Raw genomic sequence first — 26,895 nt, forward strand, 5'->3', positions numbered from 1 at the left:
CACTTCATAGGATCTATACTATCCATTTGATAAGCTAAAGCTAGATAATCCATGCGATAACAACCGTTACTTACATCAATTTAGAAAGAATACTAATAAAAATTCAACTAACGCAGCCAGAGAAGCCCCAAGTAAACTGGTCCACAACATGACCTGATTTGAATGGTGGCCTGGAGTAGCTTCAAAGAGGATGGTAGCCGAAATGTACAAAAAATTACCCGTTACAATGGCAAGAAGTATCATACCACCACAGCCAGCAATATAATGATTCGCATAGTTACTTAACCATAATCCCATTGGGGAAGCTAGAGAGAATACAACTAAATAGAGCAAACTACGTCTCCGTGAGGTTATAAAACCCCGCAATACGCTCATTAAAGCAAAGGCCTCTAAAAACTTATGGAGCATCATACCTAATAAAAGCCCTTCTTTAGCATGTAAATGACCATGTGCATGTAGATGACCATGGGTCAAAATGGTTCCATCTAAAAGCGCATGCAATGCTATAGAACTTAAAAAAGAAAATATTTTATGATGTTTTACATGATGTGAAGCTGGCGCCATAGCATGCCCATGCTCTACACCCCTACTAAAAGTTTCTATAAAACGCTGTAAAAAAAAGCCGATCATTATACAACCACCGATATAAAGGGGATTAACGTTTGAAACAAAAAGCTCAGGCATCAAGTGCAACAAAGTATTAGCCAGTAGGTACCCCCCGGAAAAAACTAGTAGAAGTTGTAAAACCCTAGCCGTGAGGGCACCTCGAAGGGCAACTGCTATACCGCCCAATAATGCGGAAAGGAAAAGTGCAAAAAATTCTACTATCATATTATAATCCTATCTATCCAACACGTATGCCTATACGCAACCGCGCACTACGTGAACGGCGGTTGCTATGTATTTCTTCTATAGATGGCATAAAAGCCTTTTTTTGCAGGGGAATAAAGGGACGCAATAGCTTGCCATATGCATCTCGCTCTATTTTGCCCAATACATTTCCTGTATTTAAAAAGTTTTTAACCAATCGATCTTCCAAAGAATGATACGCAATAATGGCAATACGCCCTTGCGGTTTGATTATGTCAATACTTTGATTTAACAGATTTTTTAATTCCGTAAGTTCATTATTCACTTCAATACGAAATGATTGAAATATTTTTGCAAAATACTGATCTTTTTTTGTTTTAGGAGCAAATGGCTCAACAATAGTTTTCAACTGGTAAGTAGTTACAATAGGTGTATAACTACGTGCCTTTACAATCGCCTTAGCAATAGGGGCTGCTTGAGCAACTTCTCCATAAACATATAATAGCTGGGCAAGTTGCCCTTCTGTATAGCTATGCAAAATTGCTTCTGCTGTACGCGGAGACTTGGGATCCATTCTCATATCCAGCTTACTATCAAATCGTGTAGAAAAACCCCGTTCTGGTGTATCTATTTGGTAAGAAGAGGTTCCCAAATCTGCTAATAATCCATCTAAAGTTATTACACCATAAAAGTTCAGGAATTCTTTTACAAAACGAAATGGCGCCCTGGTAAAGGTGAAAGATTGATTTGTAAAAAATTGAGCTATTTGCGCAGCGTTTGGGTCTTTGTCAAATGCAAATAAATGCCCTGCGGTAAGCAATTCAACTATTTTTTTTGCATGGCCGCCCCCTCCGAAGGTAACGTCTGCATAGTTACCTATTGGCACAATAGCCAATCCTTGAACCACTTCATTTAACATTACCGGTATATGATAGTTTCTTGCAAAAATGACCAAAATAGTATAAATTTATGTTTGGTTACTTACCTTTCTTCGTAAAGATAATGAGACCGTTTCAAAATACAAATAAACAGCATATAAACATCCAAAAAACAAGCTTGTGTTAAACCCAGAAAGCCATCACGTGCAATAGGTAGGCATACAAAACGTATACCAATCTACCTAACTCTAGATAGAATAGTTTATAGAATATATAGAATAGTTTAGTAGGAACTGAAAAAGTATCTAAAATAGATTAAACTGAATATGATAAACTTAAATATTAATAAAAAGACACTTACCATAAAAATAAAATCTAAATGACACTGTTTTTGTAGCTATTAAGACTAATTATTTTATTTCAACTGTATAAAACAAGCATTGTAAAAAACAGCCTTCAGTTTTTTGTTATTCTAACAAACTTTACCTAAGATGCAATTAAAACTAGTTAGCTAGTTGATTGCAGTTTAGTGAGTGGCTCATTGCGGGGGGATATTGTTTTTTTCTGCTTTAATTATTAAGAAAATTGTTAAGACAGATTATAAATTTGTATGTAATATACAGCATTACAGATATGGCTAGACCACGGAATCGGTTAATGATGCAAAAAAAACCTTACACTTAAGAAGTATAGAATTGGTTAATAATGCAAAAAAACCTTATTATTTAAGAAATAATGAAAAGAAACGAAATACCTGATGTAGATTCCTGGAATTTGCATCAACTTGCAAGAGCCGTATCAGACCATTCAAATGGAATTAAGAGGGCATGGACAGCTGTACACGAAGCATGTACATTCGTAAAAAGCCTTGAGGAAAAAGTAAATACATCTACCTTTCCATTTTTTCGTTGTCCAGAAGAGTCCCTCCAGGTAGCAATTATTGCGGCTACAGAAATGCATTTGGGCCTTGCTACTGCTATTGCTGCAATTTTAACGCCACCCTTCTTAGCAGGCTTAATCGAGCAAGAAGAAGTTACCCAACGCTTTGGCGCAAAGGCAGCTTCCATACTGACGGAGCTTGATGCGTTAAAGAGCTGTAAGCTGCAGAGTGGTACGATTCGTAATTATCCAAGTATTCCAGATCTAACTTCTCCCCATATTTTAGCAATCTTATTGCAAATTTGCGATATCATCCGCGTACACTGTAGTGGAGTTATATTGGAAAATGACGAGACCACATCGGACTATTTTAGTTCTCAACTTTTATTTGAGTTAAAGTGTTTTTATATTCCACTATCACATAGAATACAGCTATACAACGTACAAACCAAATTAGCGGACTTTTGGTTAAAACGTGCTGATACACTAAGTTACTATGCAATTACTGCAAAACTGGGCATGACTAAAGTACAAAGACAAAAAAGATTAGATCTGATCTCAGAAGAGGTTTATTCCGTAGTTAAAAACCATGGCATTGATTTTGTCATGAAAAAACGAGTTAAATCTGTATATTCCATTTGGCGTAAAATTCAAAAATTAAAAGTAGAATTTAACCAAATTAATGACCTTGCTGCTATTAGAATTATTATCATGGGCATGCAAGGCAAAACACTAGCAGAAGAAAAAATAGTCTGCTGGAAAGTTTTGAGCATTATTAGTGAAATTTATGAACCGATGTGTAGCGTTATAAGGGACTGGATTAGTGTACCCAGGGTTAGTAGCTATGAATCGCTGCATCTTACCTTTGAAACAAATAAATATGGAAGGTTAGAGGTACAAATACGTACAGAAAGAATGGATTACATAGCAGAGCAGGGTGAGGCAGCACATTGGAAATACAAACTGTAATCGTATAATGTAAATGTACTTTATAAAAGTACTGTCAATGAACTTTAAAAACAAAACGTCAAAAATTACTTTTTGGGTAAAATATAAAATAAATAGATCATCAGGTCCTTTTTATTCTGAATTTCAGCACCCTACCACACCACTGAACGGATACGGTTCTTACAACTAGCCAAAAACTTTAAAATTTTTTCCTTACTTACATTTTCTTCAGGAAATGGGTTATGGTAATTTACTAGCTTAGTATGTAATATCTACCTATTACATTCATTAGCAATTATAGGGATAATCCATAACAATTTTATACAAAAATATGCTAAATTTGAGTTGCTAAACTTGAGTTATGACTTCTATTTTTAACTATTATCCATTTTAAAAATCAAAGCAATGAATAATTTCCTAAATTCATACAGTCTAACTAGTATAGGTATTTTTTTGTTTAAATGTCTAACTAGTATAGGTATTTTTTTGTTTAAATGTCTAACCAGTATAGGTATTTTTTTGTTTAAATGTCTAACCAGTATAGGCATTTTTTTGTTTAAATGTTTAATAATTTTCAAAGGTATAATCGGGTTTTTAGTGTCAACCTGCTTTTTACTTATGATCTTTCCTATTTGTTTAGGATTGTTTATATTACCTTTTTATATACTCTTTCTGGGTATTCGCTGGCTTTTGCGTTGCATAAGCAGATACAGAAAAATTAAGCCCCAATTGTTCTAACAATCCTTGTACATAGTCCACCATTGCTTATAAATGCGCATAGGAATAATCGGGATGACAAATCTCAGCGTTCTACTTATCTATTGCATAACCTTATAAATACGTCTAAAAAGCCGTAAAGGGTATGTCAGAATTTTTAATATGCTCTGTTACAACGGCCTCATTGCACATAGTACCATTATATGGTATCTTGGAGGAAGATGTATTAACGATGCATATGAAAATAAAATTAAATACTAAAGTTATTGGGACCAAAGTTATTGGGGCCTTTTTAGGAACCATTATTGAATATTATAATTATAGTTTGTACACCTTTTCAATTGGTATTATTGCGGCTAAATTTTTTCCTAATACTGATCATATAACTAGTTTAATGTATGTTTTTGCTATTTATGCAACAGCTTATGCAACAAAACCTATAGGAGCTATATTTTTTGGGCGTATAGGGGATGTGTACGGACGTAAAATCGTCCTTACGATAACCATAATAGGCATGGCTATTCCTACTGTAATTATAGGATTGTTACCGGTATACGCATTAATTGGTTCATGGAGTACAGCAGTTTTAGTTTTAAGCCGTTTGATGCAAGGTGCATTTGTAGGCGGCGGGTATGATGGAGCAGCTATTTATGTTATTGAACATTTAGGAGACAAATATAGATCTATGGCTTCAGCTTTAGCACGGTGCACGGGAGCTTTAGGACTCCTACTGGGGATCAGTGCTACGAGTTTTTTTGGTTCGCCTATTTTTCCTGAGTGGGGTTGGCGTATTCCCTTTTGGATAAGTTTACCGCTCGCTTTAATAGTTTTATGTTTCCGTCAGCAGCTTGCTGAAACACCAGATTTTATAAAAAATAAGGAAAAAAGACTGGAAATAGAAAATTTTGGTACGCTATTAAAAAATCAGTGGCGTATGATTTTAATGGTAGTATTCCTTTCAGGTAGTTTTGGTGCGACCTATCAAATTGCCATTATATTTATGAAACAATATTTGCCTATTGTTATGCCGCAAGCTGCTTTCCTGATCTCTACTTTTTCAATTTGGATAATAGTATGCTTTACTATTGCTATGCCTATTTCTGGTTGGTTAGCAGATCGATTTAGTGAGATAATAGTAGTAAGAGTGGGTTTATTTGGTACCATTTTAACGAGCGCTTTCTTTATTATGGCTGTTAAGAATGGAATGTTTCATCTTGTATTGGTTTCTTGTTTTATGTTAGCCTGTTTTGTGGCACCTATTAATGCGCTAGCGCATGGCATTTTTGTTAAATATTTGCCTGTCCATAATCGCCATCGTACTATAAGCCTTGGGCACGCTATCGGATCCATGTTAATGGGAGGTAATGCCAATTATGTCTGTTTAGTAGGTATGAAGCACTTTAATTTTAATTTATTTCCCATTGTGTATCTTACTTTATTTGCAATAATAGCATATGGTGTAGTACAAAATTTTGAGAAAAGATTATAAATTTAAGTTGGATTTCTTATCTGCTATATAAGAAAGTAAATAAGCGGAGCATATAATAATAATGCTTCCTATTATTGTAAATCCATCTGGACTTTTTTTAAAAATAATTATATCTATGAGAATGGCAAAAGGCATTCTCGTATATTGAAAAGGGGCTATAAATGAAGGGTTAGCATATTTTAAAGCTTTAACAGAACAAAATTGAGATATAATAGCTAATGCACCATTACAAAATAGAATAACCATATCCCGATCTTCTACCTGTATATTTTTCCATCTGATAGCACTAAGTAGCCCTGAAATAATAATAATGGCTAAATTAGCATGCAACATAATAGTAGGGATAGCATTATATCTAGATATAATTTTTAGGATAATGAAAGAAGCTGAGCATAATAAATTTGCTAATAATGCAGTAATTATAGCAAATTCCAATGCAAAAGAAGTGGGTCTTATGATCAATATAACACCACAATATCCGGAAAATACTAAGCTCCATTTCCAAAATCCAATATTTTCTTTCAATATTATTACAGAAAGAATAGTAGTAAATAAAGCTTCTGTCATACCAATAGAAGTGGCAAATGCAACAGGCAGATTACGGTAAGTATAGTACGTACATAAGATTGCTCCCAGTGATAAAATAATTCTTAAGAGATGAAGTGGATATTTTATAGGCTTGGAAATCAGTGATTTTTTTTTAATTATAAAAGGCATTAAGAGCGTAAAACCAAAGCAAGTTTTAATAAAAACTACAAACACTGTGGGAATATCACTACTTAGCTTACTGGTTAGTGCCATAGAAATAGTAAGGGATAAAGCAGATAGCGTTGCAAATATCGCTCCATACATATTTGATCTTTTAAGTAATTCCATATTATTTACAGTGCTTTTAAGAAAAGTATAAAAAGTATATTTGTCCAGAGATGCGTGGCAGCCGTATTTTATAGATTATTAATGATTTTATCCATTTTTTTTTAAAACTACTTCTTTTAAAATGGATAAAATCATCAATGTTACATAAAATATGACTACCATGCAAATGAACGGATACTTTTCTATTGCCATAACCTCATGTTACAAGACCACATTGACCATTCTATTGGGAACAATTATCACTTTTATAGGCTTTTTATCTCCGAGCCATTTCTGAATGACTTTATTGGCTAACACTTCTTTTTCTATAACCGTATGAGGTGTATGATAGTCAAAAACCATTTTGGTACGCAATTTACCATTTACTGCAATAGGATACTGAAAACTTTTTTCTTCTAAATATATTTCATCCCAGATGGGAAAAGCTACCTTCATAATACTACCTTTCTTCCCTATGCTTTCCCATAGTTCAGCAGCCATGTAGGGAGCAAAAGGTTCCAATAGTAAAATGACGTTTTCTACAATAGATTGTGCTACTTTTTCAAAAGTTGACAGCTCATTGATACAAATCATTAAACTACTAATAGCCGTGTTAAAAGAACACTTTTCGATAGATTCCGTAACTTTTTTGATGGTTTTATGTATGATTTTAAGCGTCTCCTGGGTAGGTAGTAATGCAGTATGGGTCCAAAAAGTTTTAGCATGGTGTACAAAGCGCCATACTTTATTTAAAAAACGAGAGATCCCTTCTATACCAGCTAAATCCCATGGTTTAGATTGTTCTAGTGGTCCTAAAAACATCAAATACAAACGCAATGCATCGGCTCCATATTGGGCTATAACCGTTTCTGGGTTGATTACGTTATGTTTAGATTTAGACATTTTTTCCATTTTTTTTCCGCATATATATTTATCTCCCTCTAAAATAAAAGTAGCATGCGCAAATTCAGAACGCCAATTTTTGAAAGCTTCTCTATTTAAAATATCTTTCTTCACAAATTCTATTGGAACATGCATAGATACTACATCATATTGCGCTTTTAAATTGAAGCTAACAAAGGTATTACTGTTTTTTATTCGATAAACAAATGCAGCAAAATTCTGGATCATGCCTTGGTGAAACAATTTTGGAAATGGTTCACTCATATAAATATGGCCCAAGTCCTGTAATAATTTGGTCCAAAAGCGTGCATACAGCAGATGGCTAGTTGCATGTTCAGGCCCACCTATATAAAAATCTACCCCTTGCCAATACGCTTCTTTTTCCTTATCCATAAAAGCTTTTGTATTATGCGGATCCATATAACGCAAAAAATACCAACTAGACCCTGCCCAAGCTGGCATGGTAGTTAAGTCTAAAGGATATCCTTCTGGGGTAACCCAATGTAATGCATTACTCAATGGTGGTGCGCCAGACTTGTTTGGTTGATAGCTGCTTACATTCGGTAACAATAGCGGTAATTGATCCTCAGCAAGAGGATAGGGTAGCTGATCTTCCTTGTAGTAAATGGGTAGCGGTTCTCCCCAATACCGTTGTCGACTGAATATAGGATCTTGCAATCTATAGTTGACTTTGAATTTTCCAATCCTTTTTTGCGTGAGATTTGCTATAATTTTTTCAAAAGCTTCTGGTACAGAGAGGCCATTTAGAAAATCAGAGTTAATGAGCCTACCTTTAGGCTCTTCATATGGACCATCTTCTACAAAGATATTACTTTCTATTACAGGAAAGGCCAGTAAATCAAAAGATTGCGCAAAAACATAATCTCGGCTATCATGCGCAGGAACGCCCATAATAGCAGCTGTACCATAGGGCAATACATAATCTGCTACCCAGATCGGAAGGGGAGCACCTGTAAAGGGATGGATAACACAGGTACCTATAAATACACCACTTAAAAATGTGGTTGTTGCCATACGATTTCGATCTGAAATATTTTTAGCTTAAAGAATGTAGGCAATCAGTTCGGGGTCACCTCTTTTTTTTGCCATAAAGTCAACCCAGGGATGCTCAGGCGCTAAGGCGATAAAACAGGCTCCAAAAATGGTTTCTGGTCGTGTACTAAAAACAGTAATAGTCTGGTCCCGTTGGCCTTGTACTCTAAAGGTAATTTCCGCACCCTCAGAACGACCAATCCAATTGCGTTGCATTTCTTTAGTGGGAAAAGGCCACTCTAGGGTGTCTAGGTCCCTTAAGAGACGTTCTGCATAGGCAGTCATACGTAAGTGCCATTGCTTCATTTTTTTGCGAATGACTGGATAGCCTCCTCTTTCAGAAACCCCATCTTTGACTTCTTCATTGGCCAGAACCGTACCCAGTGCTTCGCACCAGTTTACCATGTTATCTTTTAAATAGGCCAATCGATAATGCAACAGTTTAGCTTGTTTCTCTGTTTCAGAAAACGCATGCCACTCCTCAGCTGAAAAAATGGGTGTATCCGTATCACAGGCAGCATCTACTTTTTTATTTCCCTTACGCTCAAATGTTTGAATAAGTGTATCAATGGGTTCTGCTTTTTCTGTAGTTTTATTATACCAAGCATTGAATATTTGTAAGAATATCCACTGTGTCCATTTATAATAGGCAGGTGCACTCGTGTTAACTGCTCTGTCCCAATCGAAGTCTAAGGCAGCCTGCTTGAGCTGTTGTACATATTTTTTTATATTTTTTTCGGTGGTAATGGCTGGATGTTGCCCCGTTTGAATAGCATACTGTTCAGCAGGTAGACCAAAAGCATCAAAGCCCATTGGATTCATAACGTGGTATCCATGATGTTTATAGTAACGAGAGATGATATCCGAAGCTACATAACCTGCGTAGTGCCCTACGTGTAATCCTGATCCTGAAGGATAAGGAAACATGTTCAGTATATAATATTTAGGTGCATTGTTAAGGGATGCATTTTGCATAATAGCTTTTTGCTCTTCCCATCTACTTTGCCATTTTTGTTCTATTGAGGTAAATATATATGGTTGCATGTGAATATCTTTAGTAAAGAGATCAATAATAAAAAATTATAAATTGGGTAGCGTTACCCCTACCTGACTGTAAAAATAGTATGCCCCTCATACTTTCATCCTCTCCGAATAACAGTGGATAATAATGTAGATAAAATTAATAAGAAAAGCATAAAAATGCACTACAGTTACATCAGGGGTGTTCGAATTTTTCCTATTATTAGCAACGTAATATGTAATATATTATATTTGATTTGTTATAAATCAACAGTTTTTATTTCGAATGAATAGCTATTATTACTTGTTGTTGTTTTTTGCTTGGTAGTTTTCCTACTTATTTTTCTTCACTGCCACGGCGGTTGATGTTTTCTAATTTCTATACTGCTAATCCCTATTTTTGCGGCAATGTTGATTTTATAAGCTTTTTATGTATACATGAGTTTAGATATGTAGTGCAGCATAGTATGCAATACCATTATACACCTTTTGAGACCGTTGCAATAGAAAAAAAAAAAAAATTTTTAATAAAAGAAACAAGCGTCTACCTAGCCATTACTAAAAAGTCTTTAAGAGTAGATAAAAAACAATATTTTAGTACCTTGAACGTACAAAAATATATAGATTACATCTAAATTTCCATAGAAAATACGTTGCAATTTTTCTATTGCAACGGCCTCGGATACGTATAAGCCATACCGCTGAACAGATACAAAATAACACTAGAAAAAAAGGTCTTGTAGATCCTTCTGTATCTTCATTAGACTTTGATAATCTGACCCTAGTAAAATTGCATATTCTTTCTCATTAAATCCACTAATTGGATATACGTTTGTAATAGCGACTAGTATAGACAACCGTTCATTGTCTAATTTTAATAATGATGCACCCCTGTCTTTCGCGTGGGTAAGTGGATACCGCCGCAATAATGTTATTATGTTCTTGAGATGATCAGACAACGTTTGTAATGATTGGTCTTTCTTGATTAGAAATTGCTCTATATACGTATTGGCTAATCGAGTAAGAACGTTAGTAGCATTAAAATCTAATGCTAACCTAATCTCTTTTTTTGCGTCTTTATATTGCTTTATAACAGACTCTAAATGAATGAAATCTTTTTTATCTAATTGCATCAATACTTCCAATGCCTGCTGTTGGAAGGAAAATATATCTAGCATGCCCTTTATGGTCACCCAATGCTGATTTTTTATAAATGCTTCAAATGTCTCTTGTGTGATGGCACAGCTACTTAGCATACGTTTTTCTAATATAGACCAACACGCCTCATTTAATTTTAGTAATGATGCAAATTGCTCTTGTGGGATAACATATGTTTTTAGCATATGTTGCATGGTAGGACTTACTAATCGACTTACTAAATCATGTTCGCAAACAGTATGAAATTGATCTATGAGCTTATCTAATAGATCTATAGTAAGCACACCAGAATCAAACAATACATCTTTAATTTCAGCCAGTTTATTAAACTGATCCATACAATTCATAGCTATAATTATACCATTCGCTGTAGCTTGATATAGATATTGACTTCTACATCTCACTCTCTGAAAGGACACTTTTGTAAGTAATCTTACTATCCCAGCTTCTTGTAATAGTGCAAAGAATGGTTGTAATACAGCTGCTGGTTGACGGTCCAGCAATTGTGTAAATTTCCAGAGTATATTTGGTAATGATAATAAAGATGGATTATTTTGATAAATTGTTGTAATAGCATACAATGGCATACATGCTAAGTGAAAAGGATGCATATGCAGTGTATTCCATACTTCTAGAAGTTTTTCCTGATTTTCAATATCAACAACGGAATCAAAAGTTCCTTGATTCAGGATATTCCAATTAGCAAATAAACTTAACAGGTCTCTTACTTGGTTCCATCTATCTGGTTGCGCCATAAGCTTATTAAAATTACTTATAGTCAGTAAATTCGATTCAATGAGCTTATCAAAGCATAAACAAAGTACCTCTAACGAATGGGCAGGCGCATGGTTCAGCAATTGTGTAAATTGCCAGAGTATATTTGGTGATAATAAAGATGGATTATTTTGATAAATTTTTGTAACAGCATACAATGGCGTACATGCNTTTGCTGCAAGTTTCGAAAAAATAAAACTTAAAAGCGAACAGCTACCAGGATTATTTTTAGTGATAGCCACTATTTCCCTAAAGGTATCTGGTTCTAATAGGTTTTTATTTTCAGGCCCTAGCTCCTTTAAGAATTGAAGTAATGTTTCTTTGCCCCATACATTGGATATATGCGCTAAATCTTCGTAATCTTTTGGTCTAAATCCTCCTATTTGATCGAGTATCTTTTTGGGATCGCATATGGTCATCTGTACACCTCCTGTAGGTGGTGGTGTATGGGATAGACTATTACGTTTGCCCGCCTCCATTTGTAGTGTTTGCTGTTGACAACCGCTTAAACTTAACAGGATAAAAGTAAAAATAGGGACTAAGTGAAACATATTATTTTCATTTTATAGGATTTATATTTTTTATCGTATAAGTCTGAACGGCCTCATATTGTTTATCGGGTGCTGAAAAAACAAACGCTTTTTTTAGCTGACCCCAATGTAACAAATAAAAATGTAAATTTAAAATCTTTAACATAATTATGCAATAGCGAGAGATGTAATAGATAGATTTACAATAACACCCTGTTTAAATACTGAGGCTGCGTCACTAAATAAACTACCGGCTCCAATATCAGTAGCTAGATAAGTTAGTACCAACGTAACGGTACTATGCTGTTTATGCGCAATGGCATAGGAGTGGATCGTTTGTTTACCCCTCCCTGCAAAAAGTCCTAGCATTAAAGTAACCAGTAGAAAAACATATACAATGCTATTGTCTATAGCTAAAGGTGACATGCCTATTCTTATTATTCAATTAGTAAAATACTATGCAAAAGAGTATATTTATAGTGATACTTATCTTTAAACTAAGTAAATTTTTTTAAAATATAATAACCATAACAATGACTTTTTGGTATACTATTAATGGTATCTCAGGTACGCCTAGGCAGGAGATCGCTGGCTTTGTAGCAGCTTACTTTGAAAAAAAAGGAAAACAAGTACAGACTATATCAGATCCGAAAGGATCCATTTATGGGGAACTGGCCAACAAGATTATTGTAGACTACAAGGTAGTGGTTTCAGCTTTTACAGAAGCTTTGCTCTATCTTACTTGTAGCAAGGAAGTATTTGATAAAGTGGATTGGGAGAATTATGTTGTTTCTAGAGGCTCTTTTTTAGAAACTTTTGGTTATCGGAATCAATTATCCGATTGGATCTTGGAAGATGCTAAGCAGATTTTCTTTTTGTTTATAAAACATATTAACAATAACTATCCTATTCTTTCCATTGTATTAACGGAAAACTATGCAACAGCAGCACAACGTGCTGGGGAACATTTTGAGTATCAAGGAGAAAAAGAAAAATATATTGAAGATTCCAATCGATTTTTACGCATTAAAGAACACCCGATCGTTCAAGAAGTAGGTATGAAATTAATTAATGTTGAATTTAATAGTAGAGATCCTTGGCAAGTATTTAAAAAAGAAATAGAACCTATGCTAAATAATTCGGATTGAAAAAATCTGTCCACCTACCTTAAAGCAATTGTTCAATACATATGTGCTTTATAAAAGTACTGTTAATAAACTTTAAAAACAAAACGTTAAAAATTACTTTTTGGGTAAAATATAAAATAAATAGATCATCGGGTTCTTTTTATTCTGAATTTCAGCACCCTGCCACACCACTGAACGGATACTTCTTTAGAGCTAGTAACCGATTTAAGCCACTCCACTGAACGGATACCTCCTTTAATGCCTGTAATTTTGCAATATGGTATCCAGCTGATCTTCCGTAAGTGATCGTGTATTATTACCTACAAGGTCTTGTAGATCCTTCTGTATCTTCATTAGCCTTTGATAATCTGACCTTAGTAAAATTTCATATTCTTTCTCATTAAATCCACTAATTAGATATACGTTTGTAATAGCGACTAGTATAGACAACCGTTCATTGTCTAATTTTAATAATGATACACCCTTGTCTTTCGCGTGGATGAGTGGATACCGCCGCAATAATGTTATTATGTTCTTGAGATGATCAGATAACGTTTGCAATGATTGGTCTTTCTTGATTAGAAATTGCTCTATATACGTATTGGCTAATCGAGTAAGAACATTAACATTACCACTAAAATCTAATGCTAACCTAATCTCTTCTTTTGCGTCTTTATATTGCTTTATAACAGACTCTAAATGAATAAAATCTTTTTTATCTAATTGCATCAATGCTTCCAATGCCTGCTGTTGGAAGGAGAATATATCTAGCATGCCCTTTATGGTCACCCAATGCTGATTTTTTAATACTTCAAATGTCTCTTGCGTGATGGCACAGCTATTTAGAATACGTTTTTCTAATATAGACCAACACGCCTCATTTAATTTTAGTAATGATGCAAATTGCTCTTGTGGGATAACATATGTTTTTAGTATATGTTGCATGGTAGGACTTACTAATCGACTTACTAAATCATGTTCGCATGAAGTCCAACCTAGATCTATGAGCTCATCTAATAGATCTATAGTAAGCACACCAGAATCAAACAATACATCTTTAATTTCAGCCAGTTTATTAAACTGATCCATACAATTAAAAGCTATAATTGTACCATTCTCTGTAGCTTGATATATATATAGTGCTGGATACATCAATCTCGTAAAGGACCTTTCTGTAAGTAATCTTACCATCCAAGCTTCTTGTAACAGTGCAAAGAACGGTTGTGATACAGCTACTGGTTTACGATTCAGCAATTGTGTAAATGCCAAGAGTATATTTGGTGGTAGTGATAATAAAGATGGATTATTTTTATAAATTGTTGTAATAGCATACAATGGCGTACATGCTAAGTGAGAAGGATGCATATCCAGTGTATTCCATATTTCTATAAGTTGTTCCTTATTTTTAATATCAACAACGGAATCAAAAGTTCCTTGATTCAGGATATTCCAATTAGCAAATAAACTTAACAGGTATCTTACTTCGTTCCATCTATCTGGTTGCGCCATAAGATTATTAAAATTACTTATAGTCAGTAAATTCGATTCAATGAGCTTATCAAAGCATAAACAAAGTACCTCTAACGAATGGGCAGGCGCATGGTCCAGCAATTGTGTAAATTGCCAGAGTATATTTGGGAATAATAAAGATGGATTATTTTGATAAATTTTTGTAACAGCATACAATGGCGTACATGCTAAGTGATAAGGATGTATATGCAATGTCTTCGATACTTCTATAAGTTGTTCCTTATTTTCAATATCAACAACGGAATCAAAAGTTCCTTGATTCAGGATATTCCAATTAGCAAATAAACTTAACAGGTCGCATGCTTGGTCCCATCTATCTGGTTGTGCCATAAGCTTATTAAAATTGCTTATAGTCAGTAAATTCGATTCAATGAGCTTATCAAAGCATAAACAAGGTGCCTCTAACGAATGGGCACACGCAATGGCTTTCATCAACTTTTTAAAGTGTATATGCGTGGCAAATCCGTCCATATTTGCTGCAAGTTTCGAAAAAATAAAACTTAAAAGCGAACAGCTACCAGGATTATTTTTAGTAATAACCACTATTTCCCTAAAGGTGTCTGGTTCTAATAGGTTTTTATTTTCAGGCCCTAGCTCCTTTAAGAATTGAAATAATGCTTCTTTGCCCCATACATTGGATATATACGCTAAATCTTCGTAATCTTTTGGTCTAAATCCTCCTATTTGATCGAGTATCTTTTTGGGATCGCATATGGTCATCTGTACACCTCCTGTAGGTGGTGGTGTATGGGATAGACTATTACGTTTGCCCGCCTCCATTTGTAGTGTTTGCTGTTGACAACCGCTTAAACTTAACAGGATAAAAGTAAAAATAGGGCCTAAGTAAAACATATTATTTTCATTTTATAGGGATTTATATTTTTTATCGTATAAGTCTGAACGGCCTCATATTGTTTATCGGATGCTGAAAAAACAAACGCTTTTTTAGCTGACCCCAATATAACAAATAAAAATGTAAATTTAAAATCTTTAACATAATATTGAATAACTATGATTGCTTTTTAAGACAGTAACTTTTTTGATCAAGCAAAAAAAGCAGCAAGTAATTTAGTAATGAAATAATTAAATTAAAAACATTTCTTCCACGTAAGTGAACGGACAATGGCGTCAACTTAAGGCAATTTATGATTAGCCTACACTCCTATTCTACTTGGTTATCAATAACAGCTAAACCTTAAGTTGACGCCATTGAGTGAACGGATACGGCTAAAAAACCTAAAAAAAAGCATATCGGATACGATACAAGGGTATGGATTATGAAAAATAGAGGTTTGGCAAGAGATCTATTATGGTTATAGTTCTGAAACAGATTTGTGTAAGCTTATACTTTTGCTATATACCCTTCGAATCCATTTAGGAAGGAAAATAGCCCCTAAGGTCAGGTAAAGATAATACGTACATACCCGCCATAACACTGCTATCATCAAGGTATAATCACCCAACGTAGGTTCAAAAAATTGTTGAAACAAAAATTCTGCAATCCCACTGCCACCTGGAGAGACAGGAACCAGCATCAATGACCACATGACCACTTGCTTTCCAAAAATAGCCAAGTGTTCACTAAAAGAAACAGCACTATAACTATAAGCAGCAATGAGACAATTAAGAAAAGCATACCGAACCACCCAGGTTAGCATGGTACAAAACAAAATTTTACTCCAAAAAAGCATACTACGTCCCCTAAACTCATTTGACGTAGTGATAATATCCTTACTCAACTGATAGGCAGAGCGACGCCATCTTTTCAAAAAAGTTATACTGGTCACACGCATTAAAATCCACTTTAATAGTTTTGGATTTATAAAAACACCAATGGCTATAATCAAGGAATAGATCAAAAGCATCATGTAGCTTATAAAAAAAATGGTCTTTACGGTACCACTGAATTCATCTGCCATAGCAAAAAAAGATTCATATGCCCCCCAAAAACCACGTAACCCAGCTAAAAGAAAAAATATATTATCCATAATCCCATTCACAATAACATAGGAAAGAGATCTTCCCAGCGAGAGGCCTTCTTTGGAAAAGATAAAAATAGCCACTACCCCCCCCCCTACTACTGATGGCGTTACAGCAGAAGCAAACTCCCAAAGAATGGCAATATAAAAGCAGCTAGTCCAGCTTAAGGAGCTGTTACTAAGAATACGCAACCTGAAAATATGGCCTACCTCTCGTAAAACAATACACAAAAGAGCTATGCACCAATAATTCCAATTGGGTTCACTTAATAATGCAACGGTTGCCCTCGATATTTTACCGGATTTATAAAACAAAAATCCCGTAATGGCTAATCCACATAGAACGGGTAACCATATTTTTTTAATATTTAACGTTTTAAGTGCTTCTGGAGCATCGGGTTGCATCTGACTATGGTTTTAAATTGGATGGGGTATATGTATTTACGCCTACCCCTTTACAGAAGGAACCCTAAAATAATTTGAATCACTACTGGGCGCAAGCGCTAACGCTTCGTCATGCGACAGGGTATTTAATACAACATCTGGACGTAAACGCGTAGCTTCCAATACAACAGATGGTTCTAGCACCACATTATTATCAATATCCAGTTCATCTAGCTGTTCTACCCAAGCTACTATTTCATTTAAATCATGAAGCATAGCATCTCGCTCATGAAGGGGTAATTCAAGGCGACACAGATAAGCTAGCTTATCTAAAAGATCATTATCGATTATCATAAACAAAGGTAAAAAAACCTTAAACAGGGTACAAAGTTAATTTATAAATTAAAGAGAACAAAATTTTATGTTTACCTGCTGCTGCAAAGACCCAGATATTTTAGCCGAGCAATAAACAAAATAAAAAATAATAGCAAACAAGCCCAAGCAGCTATGTGCCCAATATAATCTCCATATAAACTATAAAAGGTCATTTGGTTATTTGCATAAACCACTTGACGTAAAGCAGCAGGAACTAGCCGCTGCGTTTTGGCTATTGCATCTCCACGCTGGTTTATAAATCCAGAAATACCGGTATTGGCTGAACGTATTAAACTTTTGCGATGGGCTATAGCCAGTAAGCGGCTATACTGAAAGTGATGGTGATATATGGGGGTATCGCCCCACCAATTATCATTGGTTGTTATAGTAAGCAAATTTGCTCCTTTTTGGACAGCACTACCTACAAAAGCACCATAAAGCGAATCGTAACAGTTAATAGCTGCAACTTTTATTTTCGGGTTTATTTCAAAAACTTTACTACCACTTCCCTGGCCAAAACAAGGATCTATATTCCCGAGGTCTATAAACTTTTGTCTGATCCAAGAGGATATCCATTCTGGAAGCACGCTATAATAGGGAATATATTCCCCAAATGGCAATCTTTTTTCCTTATGGTATATATCTAATGTATTGCCAGCCTTCAAATGGAAAATACTATTGAAACAGTCCATATAGTTTCTTCCGTTTTTTCTAGCTGTTTTCGTGGCTTTAATGGCGCCGTAAGAGCGAAACGAACTGACACCGGTTATAAGGCTTAACGCAGGAAGCTGGTCTAGCCATTGCCGTATAGGCTGCAACCATACATAATCATACACCATGCTTTCGTCAATCCAAAAATTCAGTGCTGACTCAGGCCAGACTACTAAACCAGTTGCTGGCGTAAGCTGCTCCTTAGAAAGGGTTAATAGCCGATCTATTTGATGGGCATGAGGGATAAAGCTGGAAGAAGAAGTATCTTTTTCGGTATAACTATCAATATTAGGCTGTACTACCACTGCCTCTACCGGCATTCCCTGATCTTTATAGTTATAATACATTATTACGCTTATAAATATGGGTAGCAGTAACCAGTATAAAAACCCATTTACCATAAGAGGAGTTATGTTTTCAAACAACAAATGGTAAATCAAGATATTAAGAACCAAAATCCAAAGAGAACCTCCAAGTATTCCAGTATAGCTATACCACTGAATCCAGTAAGGCAATGCTGCTAAACCATTTCCCAGATTTAACCAAGGAAAAGAAAGTTCCCAGTATTCCCAAGCAAAATGGACATATTCCAATGTTAACCAACCAGTTACTAATGCTGCATAGCCTGCATATACCCCAACCCATTTTCGCATGTAATAATAAAACAACCAAGGAAAGGAAAGATAAAGAGCATTACAACAGGCTATAAAAATAAAACCTACTAAATCAGCATTACTAATCCACCAAATCGTTAACGTATTCCAAAGAAATAGGGTTAAAAACACATAGAACAGGCCATGCATAAAAGATTTACGCTTGGCACGCATTGTTAAAAGCTTAATGATAAGCAAAATGGGAACAATAGCTATAAATAGTAAAGCACCAAACCAAAAAGAACACCAAGCTAAACCAAAAAAACTACTACTTAAGACCGCTAAAAGGCATATATAACCACTGGAGGATTTTTTAGAACAAAGTTGTTTAAAAATTTTATCTACCCATAAGGGGTATGCGGTAAAAACCAGGTAAGAGCGCATAGATTGTAAAGTCTTTCTTAGAAAATGTGTTACAAAAATTCAATAGACTGCTTTTGCAACTAAAACATAAAATTCATAAAAATGCATGGAATCAGGCTATTTGAATTATACGTATTTTACTAAAGCTTAGCTTCGAAAGCTGTCTATTGCTGGGTAAATCTACCAAAATCAAAAGAAACTTACAAAAAGGTTAAAAGTGCAACTACAGCTACCATTTTAGACCTATTGAAAATAGGTCTAAACATAGGGTCCTAGATTAGCTATTAATATTACATATGCAACAAGCTATCGCATTAACTTACCGATTCTAAAACAATTGCAGCATTTAAAAAGTTTTGCCGTAAATCATCTCTAAAAGCCTTAAAACTAGCTGTATGTACATCTTTAGATGGGATAATGGATTGTTTGATTACAACCGTATCGTTGATTACGGTATCCTTTCCCTGGTATGCACACATTCTTTGTAGGCTACACCACGGCTTATCAACCTTATAATTCAAACGATTAATGTTCTTTATATGCATATTACTAATAATCCTCTCATACTGATACGTTTGGGGATCTCCAATACACATACTAGAAACATTGTCTTCTGGCACGCGATAAAAATTCCAGCACTGAGGCGAACTAAGCCTTATAACAGGCCCGAAATTGGTTTTAGCTAATTGGTGATCATCATCAAAGTTATAGCTGAATGTAAGATCACTTACTATCCTGGAATCAAGGTTTGAGGGCAATTGCAATTCATGTTTATTTTTTTCTAATATATTTTTATCACCTAGGTAGTCAAACAGGATATTTTTAATTTCTTGATCAGAATTACTTAACCTATACTCTGTCCAGCGTCGAGCCTTTTCACCAATACAATTCAGTGTACCAGTATTATTAACTACATTATTGTCTTGGATGGTTAATTTTTGTATGCGTATTTCCTTGGAATTTTTAGGATCTATAGTTGGTATGGTTTCATAACAATTTGGTTGTTTGTCATCCAATACCAGCGCCATCTTACCAGCAATATTTGAAAAAATACCTTGAGCCATGCTAACATCGTGAGTAGGATCAATCCAATATATCTTCCCTTGCTTACCAGTTACTTTTATAATGCAATGGTTAAAATTCTTCAAGGTTGGTAATGCATCTACTATAGGCATGGAATCCGATGACATTACACATGCACCCTGAACTTTATACCCTAAATTTTTTAACATAGCTGCGGTAGCTACTGAAAAATCTTTACAGTCCCCGAATTGGGAATCAGCAATTGTAGCTAAATCTCTAGGAAAATAATGCCCCTCCAAGGTTCTTAGATCACTCATATAGCGGATTTTTTCACGTAATAAAGAAGTTACCCTATTGATTTGTATTACTTCCTCTTGCTCTTGCTTAGTTAGATTAACTATAGCTGTAAAAATGTCTGGTAAATTTTGGTTCATCGTTTGAACAAATTTCGGAGCTAACTTTTTTGCTAATGCCGACCAGCTAGTGGCAGTGGATATAGAAACCCAAGTGTACTGCTTACGATCAATAAAGCCTTTATGCTCCGCAACAGCTCTGTAAATTGGTTTAGCTAAATCAATGGTTAAAACACGACAGTTATTTTCACTGTCTTTGGTAATTTTTAGTACGTTTTCAGGGTCATTTACTACCATATGCAGTGGTAATGCTGAACTTATTTTTATATGACTCTTGCTCAAATAATCATATCGACCATACGAATATTCAGTATTAAAATGATTAGGCACTTCCGTTTTTGTTTTTTTTGTTAAATATTTTACGTACAATTTGGCACCAATTTCCACATGTGGAAAAGCTATCAAAACTTGCCTTATTTGCGCAAACCCTTGACACGTACTTGCCACAGGTTTATCCTCTATCATACTTGAGGTGACTAAGTATTCTTTACCCTCATGTATAGTCTTTGCTTCTACTATGCTAAGCTCTGATGTATTCTCAAAATAAAAAATTTGATAAGAGCTGAGTTTTCCTTTACCTGATTCGTTTAGTATTTTGTGTTGAATTTCTTTTACTTCCTCATAAGTACCATCTGCATTGATTTTAATATCCCGATTTTTAAACTCGATTTCTACTGGAGCATCTTCACAACTAGCCCACTTTGCTTCAGTTGTCTCTGCTATTTTTTGATTGGCTAATGCATCTTTTTGCATTTGAGCTGTATACTGTGCGCAACTAGCTAGCACACTGGTTAAAAAAGCTACCGTTAATGAAAAGTATTTTTTTGTATTTGTAAATGTTAACATATAGGAATTCTTTTAAAAAAATGATTTTAGTTAGCCCGTTCCTGACAAACTAGAAGTGCAACTTACGCATATGTATAATACAATCAAAATATATTTATATAAAAAAAGCGTTTTTGTTTATACATACCATATGGTCCTAGCGCTTAAACAAGGTGCTTTGCTTATCTTTTCCATACTACTCGTATCTTTTTTTAATCGTAGGTTGGATATAATTAAAACTGATATCTCAAAAATTATGCGTAATGTAAAATATTTTTATCCCTAAAATACTTACATAGTTTTCAGAAAAAAGTTATCGATAGCGGCTACAGTAAATATACCATGCAGCTTGTATCTTATAAAAAAAGTTACGAGTTTATGAATGCATTAGTTGGTTTGCATAGCGCTAACCTAGCTGATTTGTGTATTGGGTTCCATGCTAAAAAGGATAATATAATGATGATCGGTATAGATTTAACTATTATAGGTGGGTTTCTTATCTTAACCCTTGCAATTGGGCTGTACCACAGCAGAGGCATTACCAATTTCCAACATTACGCAGTTGGCAGTAGAAAGATGCATACCATGGTAATTACCCTATCTATGATCGCCACCATCTATGATGGAGGTGTTTTGCATTCCAGACTAGATGCCTATTATCGACAAGGTCTTTATGCATTGATGATGGATTTTAATAGTGTACTTAACCTCTACTTAGCCTCTAGGTTTATCATTACTAGGCTGAAAGAATTCTTAGGCCATTATTCTATAGCAGAATCTATGGGTAGCATATATGGTCCTATTATACGTGTCATTACAGCATTATTTGGTATCATGCTTGCCATTGCTTTTTTAGCTGCACAAATTAAAGTTGGTGCCACTATTACAAAACAACTGTTACCAGATGCAGCACAGCTTTCAAGCTATGTTATGGTACTATTGGTGATGGTATATGCTTTTTTTGGAGGAGCCAGAGCAGTAGCTTTAACAGATGTTTATCAATTTTTATTCTTTGGACTCTGTTTTCCTATGCTTATCTTTTTATGCATATACTATGCAAAAGATCCAGCAGCTAACTGGCAAAAACTCAATCATACCGCATCATTCAACATAACAAAACTATGTACATGGGATGACACATTGGCAAGCGTATTGGCTTGTTTTATTTGGCGTTCTATTATTATTTTTGATCCTGCTCGCATTCAGCGTTTCTACATGTCTTCTTCTGTTACACAGGCTATAAAAGTTTTTAATAGAAGTGCTATAAGCCGTATGGTTATTCCCTTTCTTTTTTTGGCTGTTGCCATTGCATTACATATAGGAGGTCATACGATTCAATCTGGGAAAAATGTACTATACTATATTGTTGAATTTGCCCATTTACCAGGTATTAGAGGCATTATCATAAGCGTTATTTTTGCTTTATTGATGTCTACAGCAGACTCTAATTTACATGCTGCTTCTGTTTTATTTGCCAATGATATATGGCCTATTCTAACAGCTGCTATCCAACCAAGTAGCGCTCCTAGACGACCCGAACTTAAAATTGTACGTATTGCATCTATCTTCATTGGCCTACTTGGTTTGTGGATAGGATTGCATACGAACAATGTCATGCAGCTATTAAGCATAGCAGTCAACATATATAGCCCCATTGTTGCGGTACCTTTTATCATGACATGTATTGGTTTTAGACCTCGTCCTAAAGCCATTTTATGGAGCATGGCTATCAATATGGCTATAGAAATATACCATATGTATCAACCTCTAGGCCGAACATTGGCAAACAAAAATCCTTTTGAAGCCATTGCCTTATCGGGACAAAGGGTATTTATCTCTCTAATCATTAGTGTAATTATTTTATTAATTACCCATTACGTACTACCTAAACAACCACATACCGGATGGGTTGGTATCAGAGACGCAACAGCTTGGAATGCACAAAACCAAACAACCAAACGCTGGTGGCTAGAACGATTTCAACAGCTTAAACTGCCTTTTACAACAGCCTATCAAGCCAGCCTTTTTCCTAAACAAGAAAGCACCTTTATATTATTAGGAATTTACTTGGTTATTAGCTCTATAATTGCACTTTTCTTAATTCAGAAAGCTTTCTTATTTCCCTACATCTATGGTTATATGCTTGTAATGGCCATGGGAACTACCTTAGCCCTTTATCCTACGTTGCATTCCTACCAAAAAGGAGGTAGTGTCTTGCTGTACTGGATATGGCTTGGTTTGTTATTTATGCTATTATATATAGCACCACTCCAATTTGCTAAATTGGGCCATTATGGACCTATGGTTTGTGCAATAGTCATTTGTAGTTTAGGGTTCAGCAGCATCTTGTTATCTTTAGAAATCAGTATGGTACTGTTTATTTTAGCTGTGGTTATACATAATTATATACCGCCCAAAGTTCCTTTTTGGCAATTGTTTAGTGCGAATTATGCCTATTTATCTATGGAACCTATGTATGCCATTGCCACGATAGCTTCAGCAATAATTGCCATGACCATTTACATAAACTTACGTGAAAAATCAGTTGCTCAACTTAAGGTTATGAACCTTACAAGAGCCTATGAGCATAAGATCGCTCTAGAAGCCATTTACAACCAAGCCAACTGGTCTAGACTAGATGCTGTACATAACAGTAATTTGTTGCGAGAAATAGGTAATAAGTTACAGACAACCTTACTGTATGCTACTACAAAAGATCCATTCAAAAAAGAAATAGATTTATTTATCAAAAAAATATATAAACTAAGTAATGTATTATTATGGAGTGCTAAAGAAAAACGTAGCATCAAACTCAATCGAAATTCCATACAATATACTTCTATTGAAGAAAATATTTTACGGGCCAATCAACATATTCTTGCATTAGGAGAACCATTTTCTTTGCTTTTACGCAAACAAACCACCATGAATGAAATTTTAGTAGATCCGGAATTGTTTGAATGTTTTTTAATGCTGAATCTATGGGAAGTAAACAAAAGCAAACAAAACGGAGAGCATATGGTTACTTTAACCATTACAGACACTGTATTACAATATAATTATACAGTAACACCGCCTATTGGGCAGATACCACTTAGTTTACCTGCTTTGGCTTTTTGGTTTAGTACAGATAGTGTTACGCAAAACACAAAGGCGTTTTATACTGTTTCCGAAATAGAAATGCCGCTTATATTACCTACTAGTAAAGAACAATTCTACCAATTAGAAAGCAGACAAATAGTAGAAGCTCATGGTGGATATACAGCTATTACAGAAAACGATACAATATTAACTTGCCTCTATGTGCTACCTGTAAATGGACAACAAGTTATGCAGCTTAAAAATTATGATCCTGTTGATCTAGTTGCCAATAAACTAGCTGAAACAGCAGATAGTGTAATGCAAGAGCAAGCATTAACCAAGTTGCTGATCCAAGAAACTACCTTATCAGAAGAGGTCATAGTACAAACCATTGATCTTATAAAAAAAGCACATGGATTGGTTATACGTCAATCAGGTGTTCCTTACTATACCCATCCTATGACTGTGGTTGAAATTTTGTTAGAAGTTACAAAAGATCCAACTACCATCTTAGCTGGTTTATTGCATGATGTAATAGAAGATACGCCTATTACGCTGCACCAAATAGACGTAATGTATGGAACCGAAGTTGCTAGCATTGTAGCACATGTTACTGCATACAATACCAATGGATATCCTTGGAAATTACGCAATGAAGAAAATAAAAATAAACTAAATCAATGTGATGATAGCCGAGTAGTACAAGTAAAATTAGCCGATAGGTTACATAACCTGCGCACATTATATGCTAGAAAACCAGTAGATCAACAACGCATAGCGCAAGAAACTGTAACTTTTTACATCCCTTGGGGAGAAAAAAATAAGGGACCTACACAATGGCTGTTAGAGATGCAAAGGATTTGCACGCAAATCTTACAAAAAAAACAATAGCCTCATACATTCATTACAAGTGTTAGCTAGATGCACGAGGTATAGCAAATTATATACGTATGCGGATAGAATGTCACTCTACTTTACTAAATTTTTAGCGGCATTATATGCTTTAGGTGCTACTTTTTTGGCAATCATTTTAAGCCTTGTATACCAACTGAATTGATCTTTTACCTTATTGGCTACACCAGATATACCATTGACATCCACGTTTATTTTGCGTAAACTATCCAAACGACCGGAACCACTACCAACCGTATGGTCACCACTGGTTTTTCCAATTTTACTTGAACGGTTACTAGCTCCATGCTTCCCTCCCTTCGTTTTCCCAGCTTTACCTGAACGACCACCAGTTCCATACCCCCCCCCTCCTACTCCACCGCCACTACCTCCAGGTCCGTTGCCAGCAACGCCGCCTGCTCCTACCACTCCTCCTGTTCCTGCACCCGCAATTTCTCCTGTTCCTATCCCCGCAATTTCTCCTGCACCTGTACCTGTACCTGCAATTTCTCCTGTTCCTGTTAAACCATCACCAGCATCGTAAGTATTAACATTATTCGAAACAGGCACATCGCCATTGGTACCAGCACCAACTCCGGAATCATACATGCCCCTCCCCGCATCGTCTGATCCTTTATAAATGTTATCAGGTGCTCCATCATAAGCACCAGGCGGCGCTCCACTATAGGCACCATGCATACCATTAGGGGTTTCAGTAAAAGCATTTTCACTAGACATGGAGTGTTTACCCACTCTTTTATTGGATGTGGCACTTACACCAGCTGCTTTTGTATACTTGCTATCTATACCAGCATTGGATTTACCTTGGCCTGAAGGAACTATTTCTTCCAATACGGCTATATTCGCCTCTGCTCTAACCAGTGTACCATCCACTTGAAACATGGAATAAACTATATCTAACTCCACGAGCCTGCCCTTAAAATCAATCTGCCCCCATATTACTCGAATGTAGCTGGGCGCACTATGCGTTCCAGCAACATTATAAGTAATAGCTTGAAGCTGCTTTACTTGTTCTATGACATGAATGGTATTACTACCGGGAATAATTCCCGTATTATCAAAGAGAAGGCTAAAAGAGAGTAATTTGGGAGGCGTTCCACAATATTTAAGTAAACTAGATCCAGCCATTCCTTGCGGAATATGATACGCTACACCACTTTTAATAATTAAATTTTCTGGATTAATAGAAGTAACAAACTCACCTGTAAACGAAGAGAATTTATTGTCTCTACATGCTTTAATAGCCAGTTTACTAACATTACTCATAGTTACAAATAGATCATTTGATCATTTTACCTCGTTTCCCGATCTTCTAATAAGTTCAATACATCTTTTGTTAAGGCTAATTTTTGCTGTTCCGTATGCAATAAAAAATTCAAAGAAGTAGGGTTCGGGTTTTCTACTTTCTTATTGGTTTCGTAAACTTTAATTTGGATAATAAGTTCATTAATTTTAATAGGCATAATCAATAAAATTAACTTAAGCATTACACTAAAATGTTATAC

Annotated in this window: 15 protein-coding genes and 1 pseudogene; 4 read left to right on the forward strand and 12 right to left on the reverse strand. The window is 35.2% G+C overall.

Features of this window, described 5'->3' with window-relative positions:
- Positions 1-75: 75 nt before the first annotated feature.
- A complete protein-coding gene (locus EDM02_RS04820; RefSeq protein ID WP_123663521.1) occupies positions 76-831 on the reverse strand; it encodes a ZIP family metal transporter in 756 nt (251 codons plus the stop codon).
- Positions 832-844: 13 nt separating this feature from the next.
- Complete coding sequence (gene rsmH, locus EDM02_RS04825; protein WP_260215056.1) at positions 845-1,765, reverse strand: 16S rRNA (cytosine(1402)-N(4))-methyltransferase RsmH; 921 nt, start codon at positions 1,763-1,765, stop codon at positions 845-847.
- 658 nt (positions 1,766-2,423) lie between these two features.
- Between rsmH and EDM02_RS04830 the strand changes: the two genes are divergently transcribed.
- Positions 2,424-3,536: an HD domain-containing protein gene (locus EDM02_RS04830; protein WP_260215057.1), complete on the forward strand. Its 1,113-nt coding sequence runs from the start codon at positions 2,424-2,426 to the stop codon at positions 3,534-3,536.
- 934 nt (positions 3,537-4,470) lie between these two features.
- Positions 4,471-5,721 (forward strand): MFS transporter, encoded by a 1,251-nt coding sequence (locus EDM02_RS04835; protein WP_123663524.1) that lies wholly within the window; start codon positions 4,471-4,473, stop codon positions 5,719-5,721.
- Here EDM02_RS04835 and EDM02_RS04840 read toward each other — a convergent pair.
- The 3 genes and pseudogenes from EDM02_RS04840 to EDM02_RS04860 all read right to left on the reverse strand — a co-directional run bounded on the left by EDM02_RS04840 (position 5,716) and on the right by EDM02_RS04860 (position 12,440).
- Positions 5,716-6,597 (reverse strand): DMT family transporter, encoded by an 882-nt coding sequence (locus tag EDM02_RS04840; protein WP_123663526.1) that lies wholly within the window; start codon positions 6,595-6,597, stop codon positions 5,716-5,718. The genes EDM02_RS04835 and EDM02_RS04840 overlap by 6 nt on opposite strands.
- Positions 6,598-6,798: 201 nt before the next feature.
- Positions 6,799-9,576, reverse strand: a pseudogene (gene leuS / locus EDM02_RS06050) (leucine--tRNA ligase).
- Between the two features lie 2,606 nt (positions 9,577-12,182).
- Positions 12,183-12,440 carry a hypothetical protein gene (locus tag EDM02_RS04860; RefSeq protein ID WP_123663534.1) on the reverse strand — a complete coding sequence of 86 codons (258 nt, stop codon included), beginning with the start codon at positions 12,438-12,440 and terminating at the stop codon, positions 12,183-12,185.
- A gap of 107 nt (positions 12,441-12,547) precedes the next feature.
- Here EDM02_RS04860 and EDM02_RS04865 point away from each other — a divergent pair, with 107 nt between their 5' ends.
- Positions 12,548-13,162: a hypothetical protein gene (locus EDM02_RS04865; RefSeq protein WP_123663536.1), complete on the forward strand. Its 615-nt coding sequence runs from the start codon at positions 12,548-12,550 to the stop codon at positions 13,160-13,162.
- Positions 13,163-13,396: 234 nt separating this feature from the next.
- Here EDM02_RS04865 and EDM02_RS04870 read toward each other — a convergent pair whose 3' ends face one another.
- From EDM02_RS04870 to EDM02_RS04890, 5 genes are all read right to left on the reverse strand, one after another.
- The gene (locus EDM02_RS04870; RefSeq protein WP_123663538.1) at positions 13,397-15,523 is read right to left on the reverse strand and encodes a hypothetical protein; all 2,127 of its coding nucleotides are present in this window, start codon (positions 15,521-15,523) and stop codon (positions 13,397-13,399) included.
- 461 nt (positions 15,524-15,984) lie between these two features.
- Positions 15,985-17,055: a lysylphosphatidylglycerol synthase transmembrane domain-containing protein gene (locus EDM02_RS04875; protein WP_123663540.1), complete on the reverse strand. Its 1,071-nt coding sequence runs from the start codon at positions 17,053-17,055 to the stop codon at positions 15,985-15,987.
- 42 nt (positions 17,056-17,097) lie between these two features.
- Positions 17,098-17,388: an Asp-tRNA(Asn)/Glu-tRNA(Gln) amidotransferase subunit GatC gene (gene gatC, locus EDM02_RS04880; protein ID WP_123663542.1), complete on the reverse strand. Its 291-nt coding sequence runs from the start codon at positions 17,386-17,388 to the stop codon at positions 17,098-17,100.
- 71 nt (positions 17,389-17,459) lie between these two features.
- Positions 17,460-19,157: an apolipoprotein N-acyltransferase gene (lnt, locus tag EDM02_RS04885; protein WP_123663544.1), complete on the reverse strand. Its 1,698-nt coding sequence runs from the start codon at positions 19,155-19,157 to the stop codon at positions 17,460-17,462.
- A 293-nt stretch (positions 19,158-19,450) separates the two neighbouring features.
- Positions 19,451-21,418 (reverse strand): DUF3857 domain-containing protein, encoded by a 1,968-nt coding sequence (locus EDM02_RS04890; RefSeq protein ID WP_123663546.1) that lies wholly within the window; start codon positions 21,416-21,418, stop codon positions 19,451-19,453.
- Positions 21,419-21,739: 321 nt separating this feature from the next.
- Here EDM02_RS04890 and EDM02_RS04895 point away from each other — a divergent pair, with 321 nt between their 5' ends.
- Positions 21,740-25,369 (forward strand): sodium:solute symporter family protein, encoded by a 3,630-nt coding sequence (locus EDM02_RS04895; RefSeq protein ID WP_123663548.1) that lies wholly within the window; start codon positions 21,740-21,742, stop codon positions 25,367-25,369.
- 78 nt (positions 25,370-25,447) lie between these two features.
- On the opposite strand, the gene EDM02_RS04900 is transcribed toward EDM02_RS04895, so the two are convergent.
- Both EDM02_RS04900 and EDM02_RS04905 read right to left on the reverse strand, forming a co-directional pair.
- Positions 25,448-26,656 (reverse strand): CIS tube protein, encoded by a 1,209-nt coding sequence (locus EDM02_RS04900; protein ID WP_123663550.1) that lies wholly within the window; start codon positions 26,654-26,656, stop codon positions 25,448-25,450.
- A 26-nt stretch (positions 26,657-26,682) separates the two neighbouring features.
- Positions 26,683-26,877, reverse strand: a complete 195-nt coding sequence (locus EDM02_RS04905; protein ID WP_123663552.1) for a hypothetical protein — start codon at positions 26,875-26,877, stop codon at positions 26,683-26,685.
- Between the last annotated feature and the right edge of the window lie 18 nt (positions 26,878-26,895).

It is taken from the genome of Candidatus Cardinium hertigii (assembly GCF_003788695.1).

Coding starts and splice junctions, on each gene's coding strand:
- EDM02_RS04820 (WP_123663521.1), bottom strand. CDS start 831: ATGATAGTAGAATTTTTTGCACTTTTCCTTTCCGCATTATTGGGCGGT.
- EDM02_RS04830 (WP_260215057.1), top strand. CDS start 2,424: ATGAAAAGAAACGAAATACCTGATGTAGATTCCTGGAATTTGCATCAA.
- EDM02_RS04835 (WP_123663524.1), top strand. CDS start 4,471: ATGAAAATAAAATTAAATACTAAAGTTATTGGGACCAAAGTTATTGGG.
- EDM02_RS04840 (WP_123663526.1), bottom strand. CDS start 6,597: ATGGAATTACTTAAAAGATCAAATATGTATGGAGCGATATTTGCAACG.
- EDM02_RS04860 (WP_123663534.1), bottom strand. CDS start 12,440: ATGTCACCTTTAGCTATAGACAATAGCATTGTATATGTTTTTCTACTG.
- EDM02_RS04865 (WP_123663536.1), top strand. CDS start 12,548: ATGACTTTTTGGTATACTATTAATGGTATCTCAGGTACGCCTAGGCAG.
- EDM02_RS04870 (WP_123663538.1), bottom strand. CDS start 15,523: ATGTTTTACTTAGGCCCTATTTTTACTTTTATCCTGTTAAGTTTAAGC.
- EDM02_RS04875 (WP_123663540.1), bottom strand. CDS start 17,055: ATGCAACCCGATGCTCCAGAAGCACTTAAAACGTTAAATATTAAAAAA.
- gatC (WP_123663542.1), bottom strand. CDS start 17,388: ATGATAATCGATAATGATCTTTTAGATAAGCTAGCTTATCTGTGTCGC.
- lnt (WP_123663544.1), bottom strand. CDS start 19,157: ATGCGCTCTTACCTGGTTTTTACCGCATACCCCTTATGGGTAGATAAA.
- EDM02_RS04890 (WP_123663546.1), bottom strand. CDS start 21,418: ATGTTAACATTTACAAATACAAAAAAATACTTTTCATTAACGGTAGCT.
- EDM02_RS04895 (WP_123663548.1), top strand. CDS start 21,740: ATGCAGCTTGTATCTTATAAAAAAAGTTACGAGTTTATGAATGCATTA.
- EDM02_RS04900 (WP_123663550.1), bottom strand. CDS start 26,656: ATGAGTAATGTTAGTAAACTGGCTATTAAAGCATGTAGAGACAATAAA.
- EDM02_RS04905 (WP_123663552.1), bottom strand. CDS start 26,877: ATGCTTAAGTTAATTTTATTGATTATGCCTATTAAAATTAATGAACTT.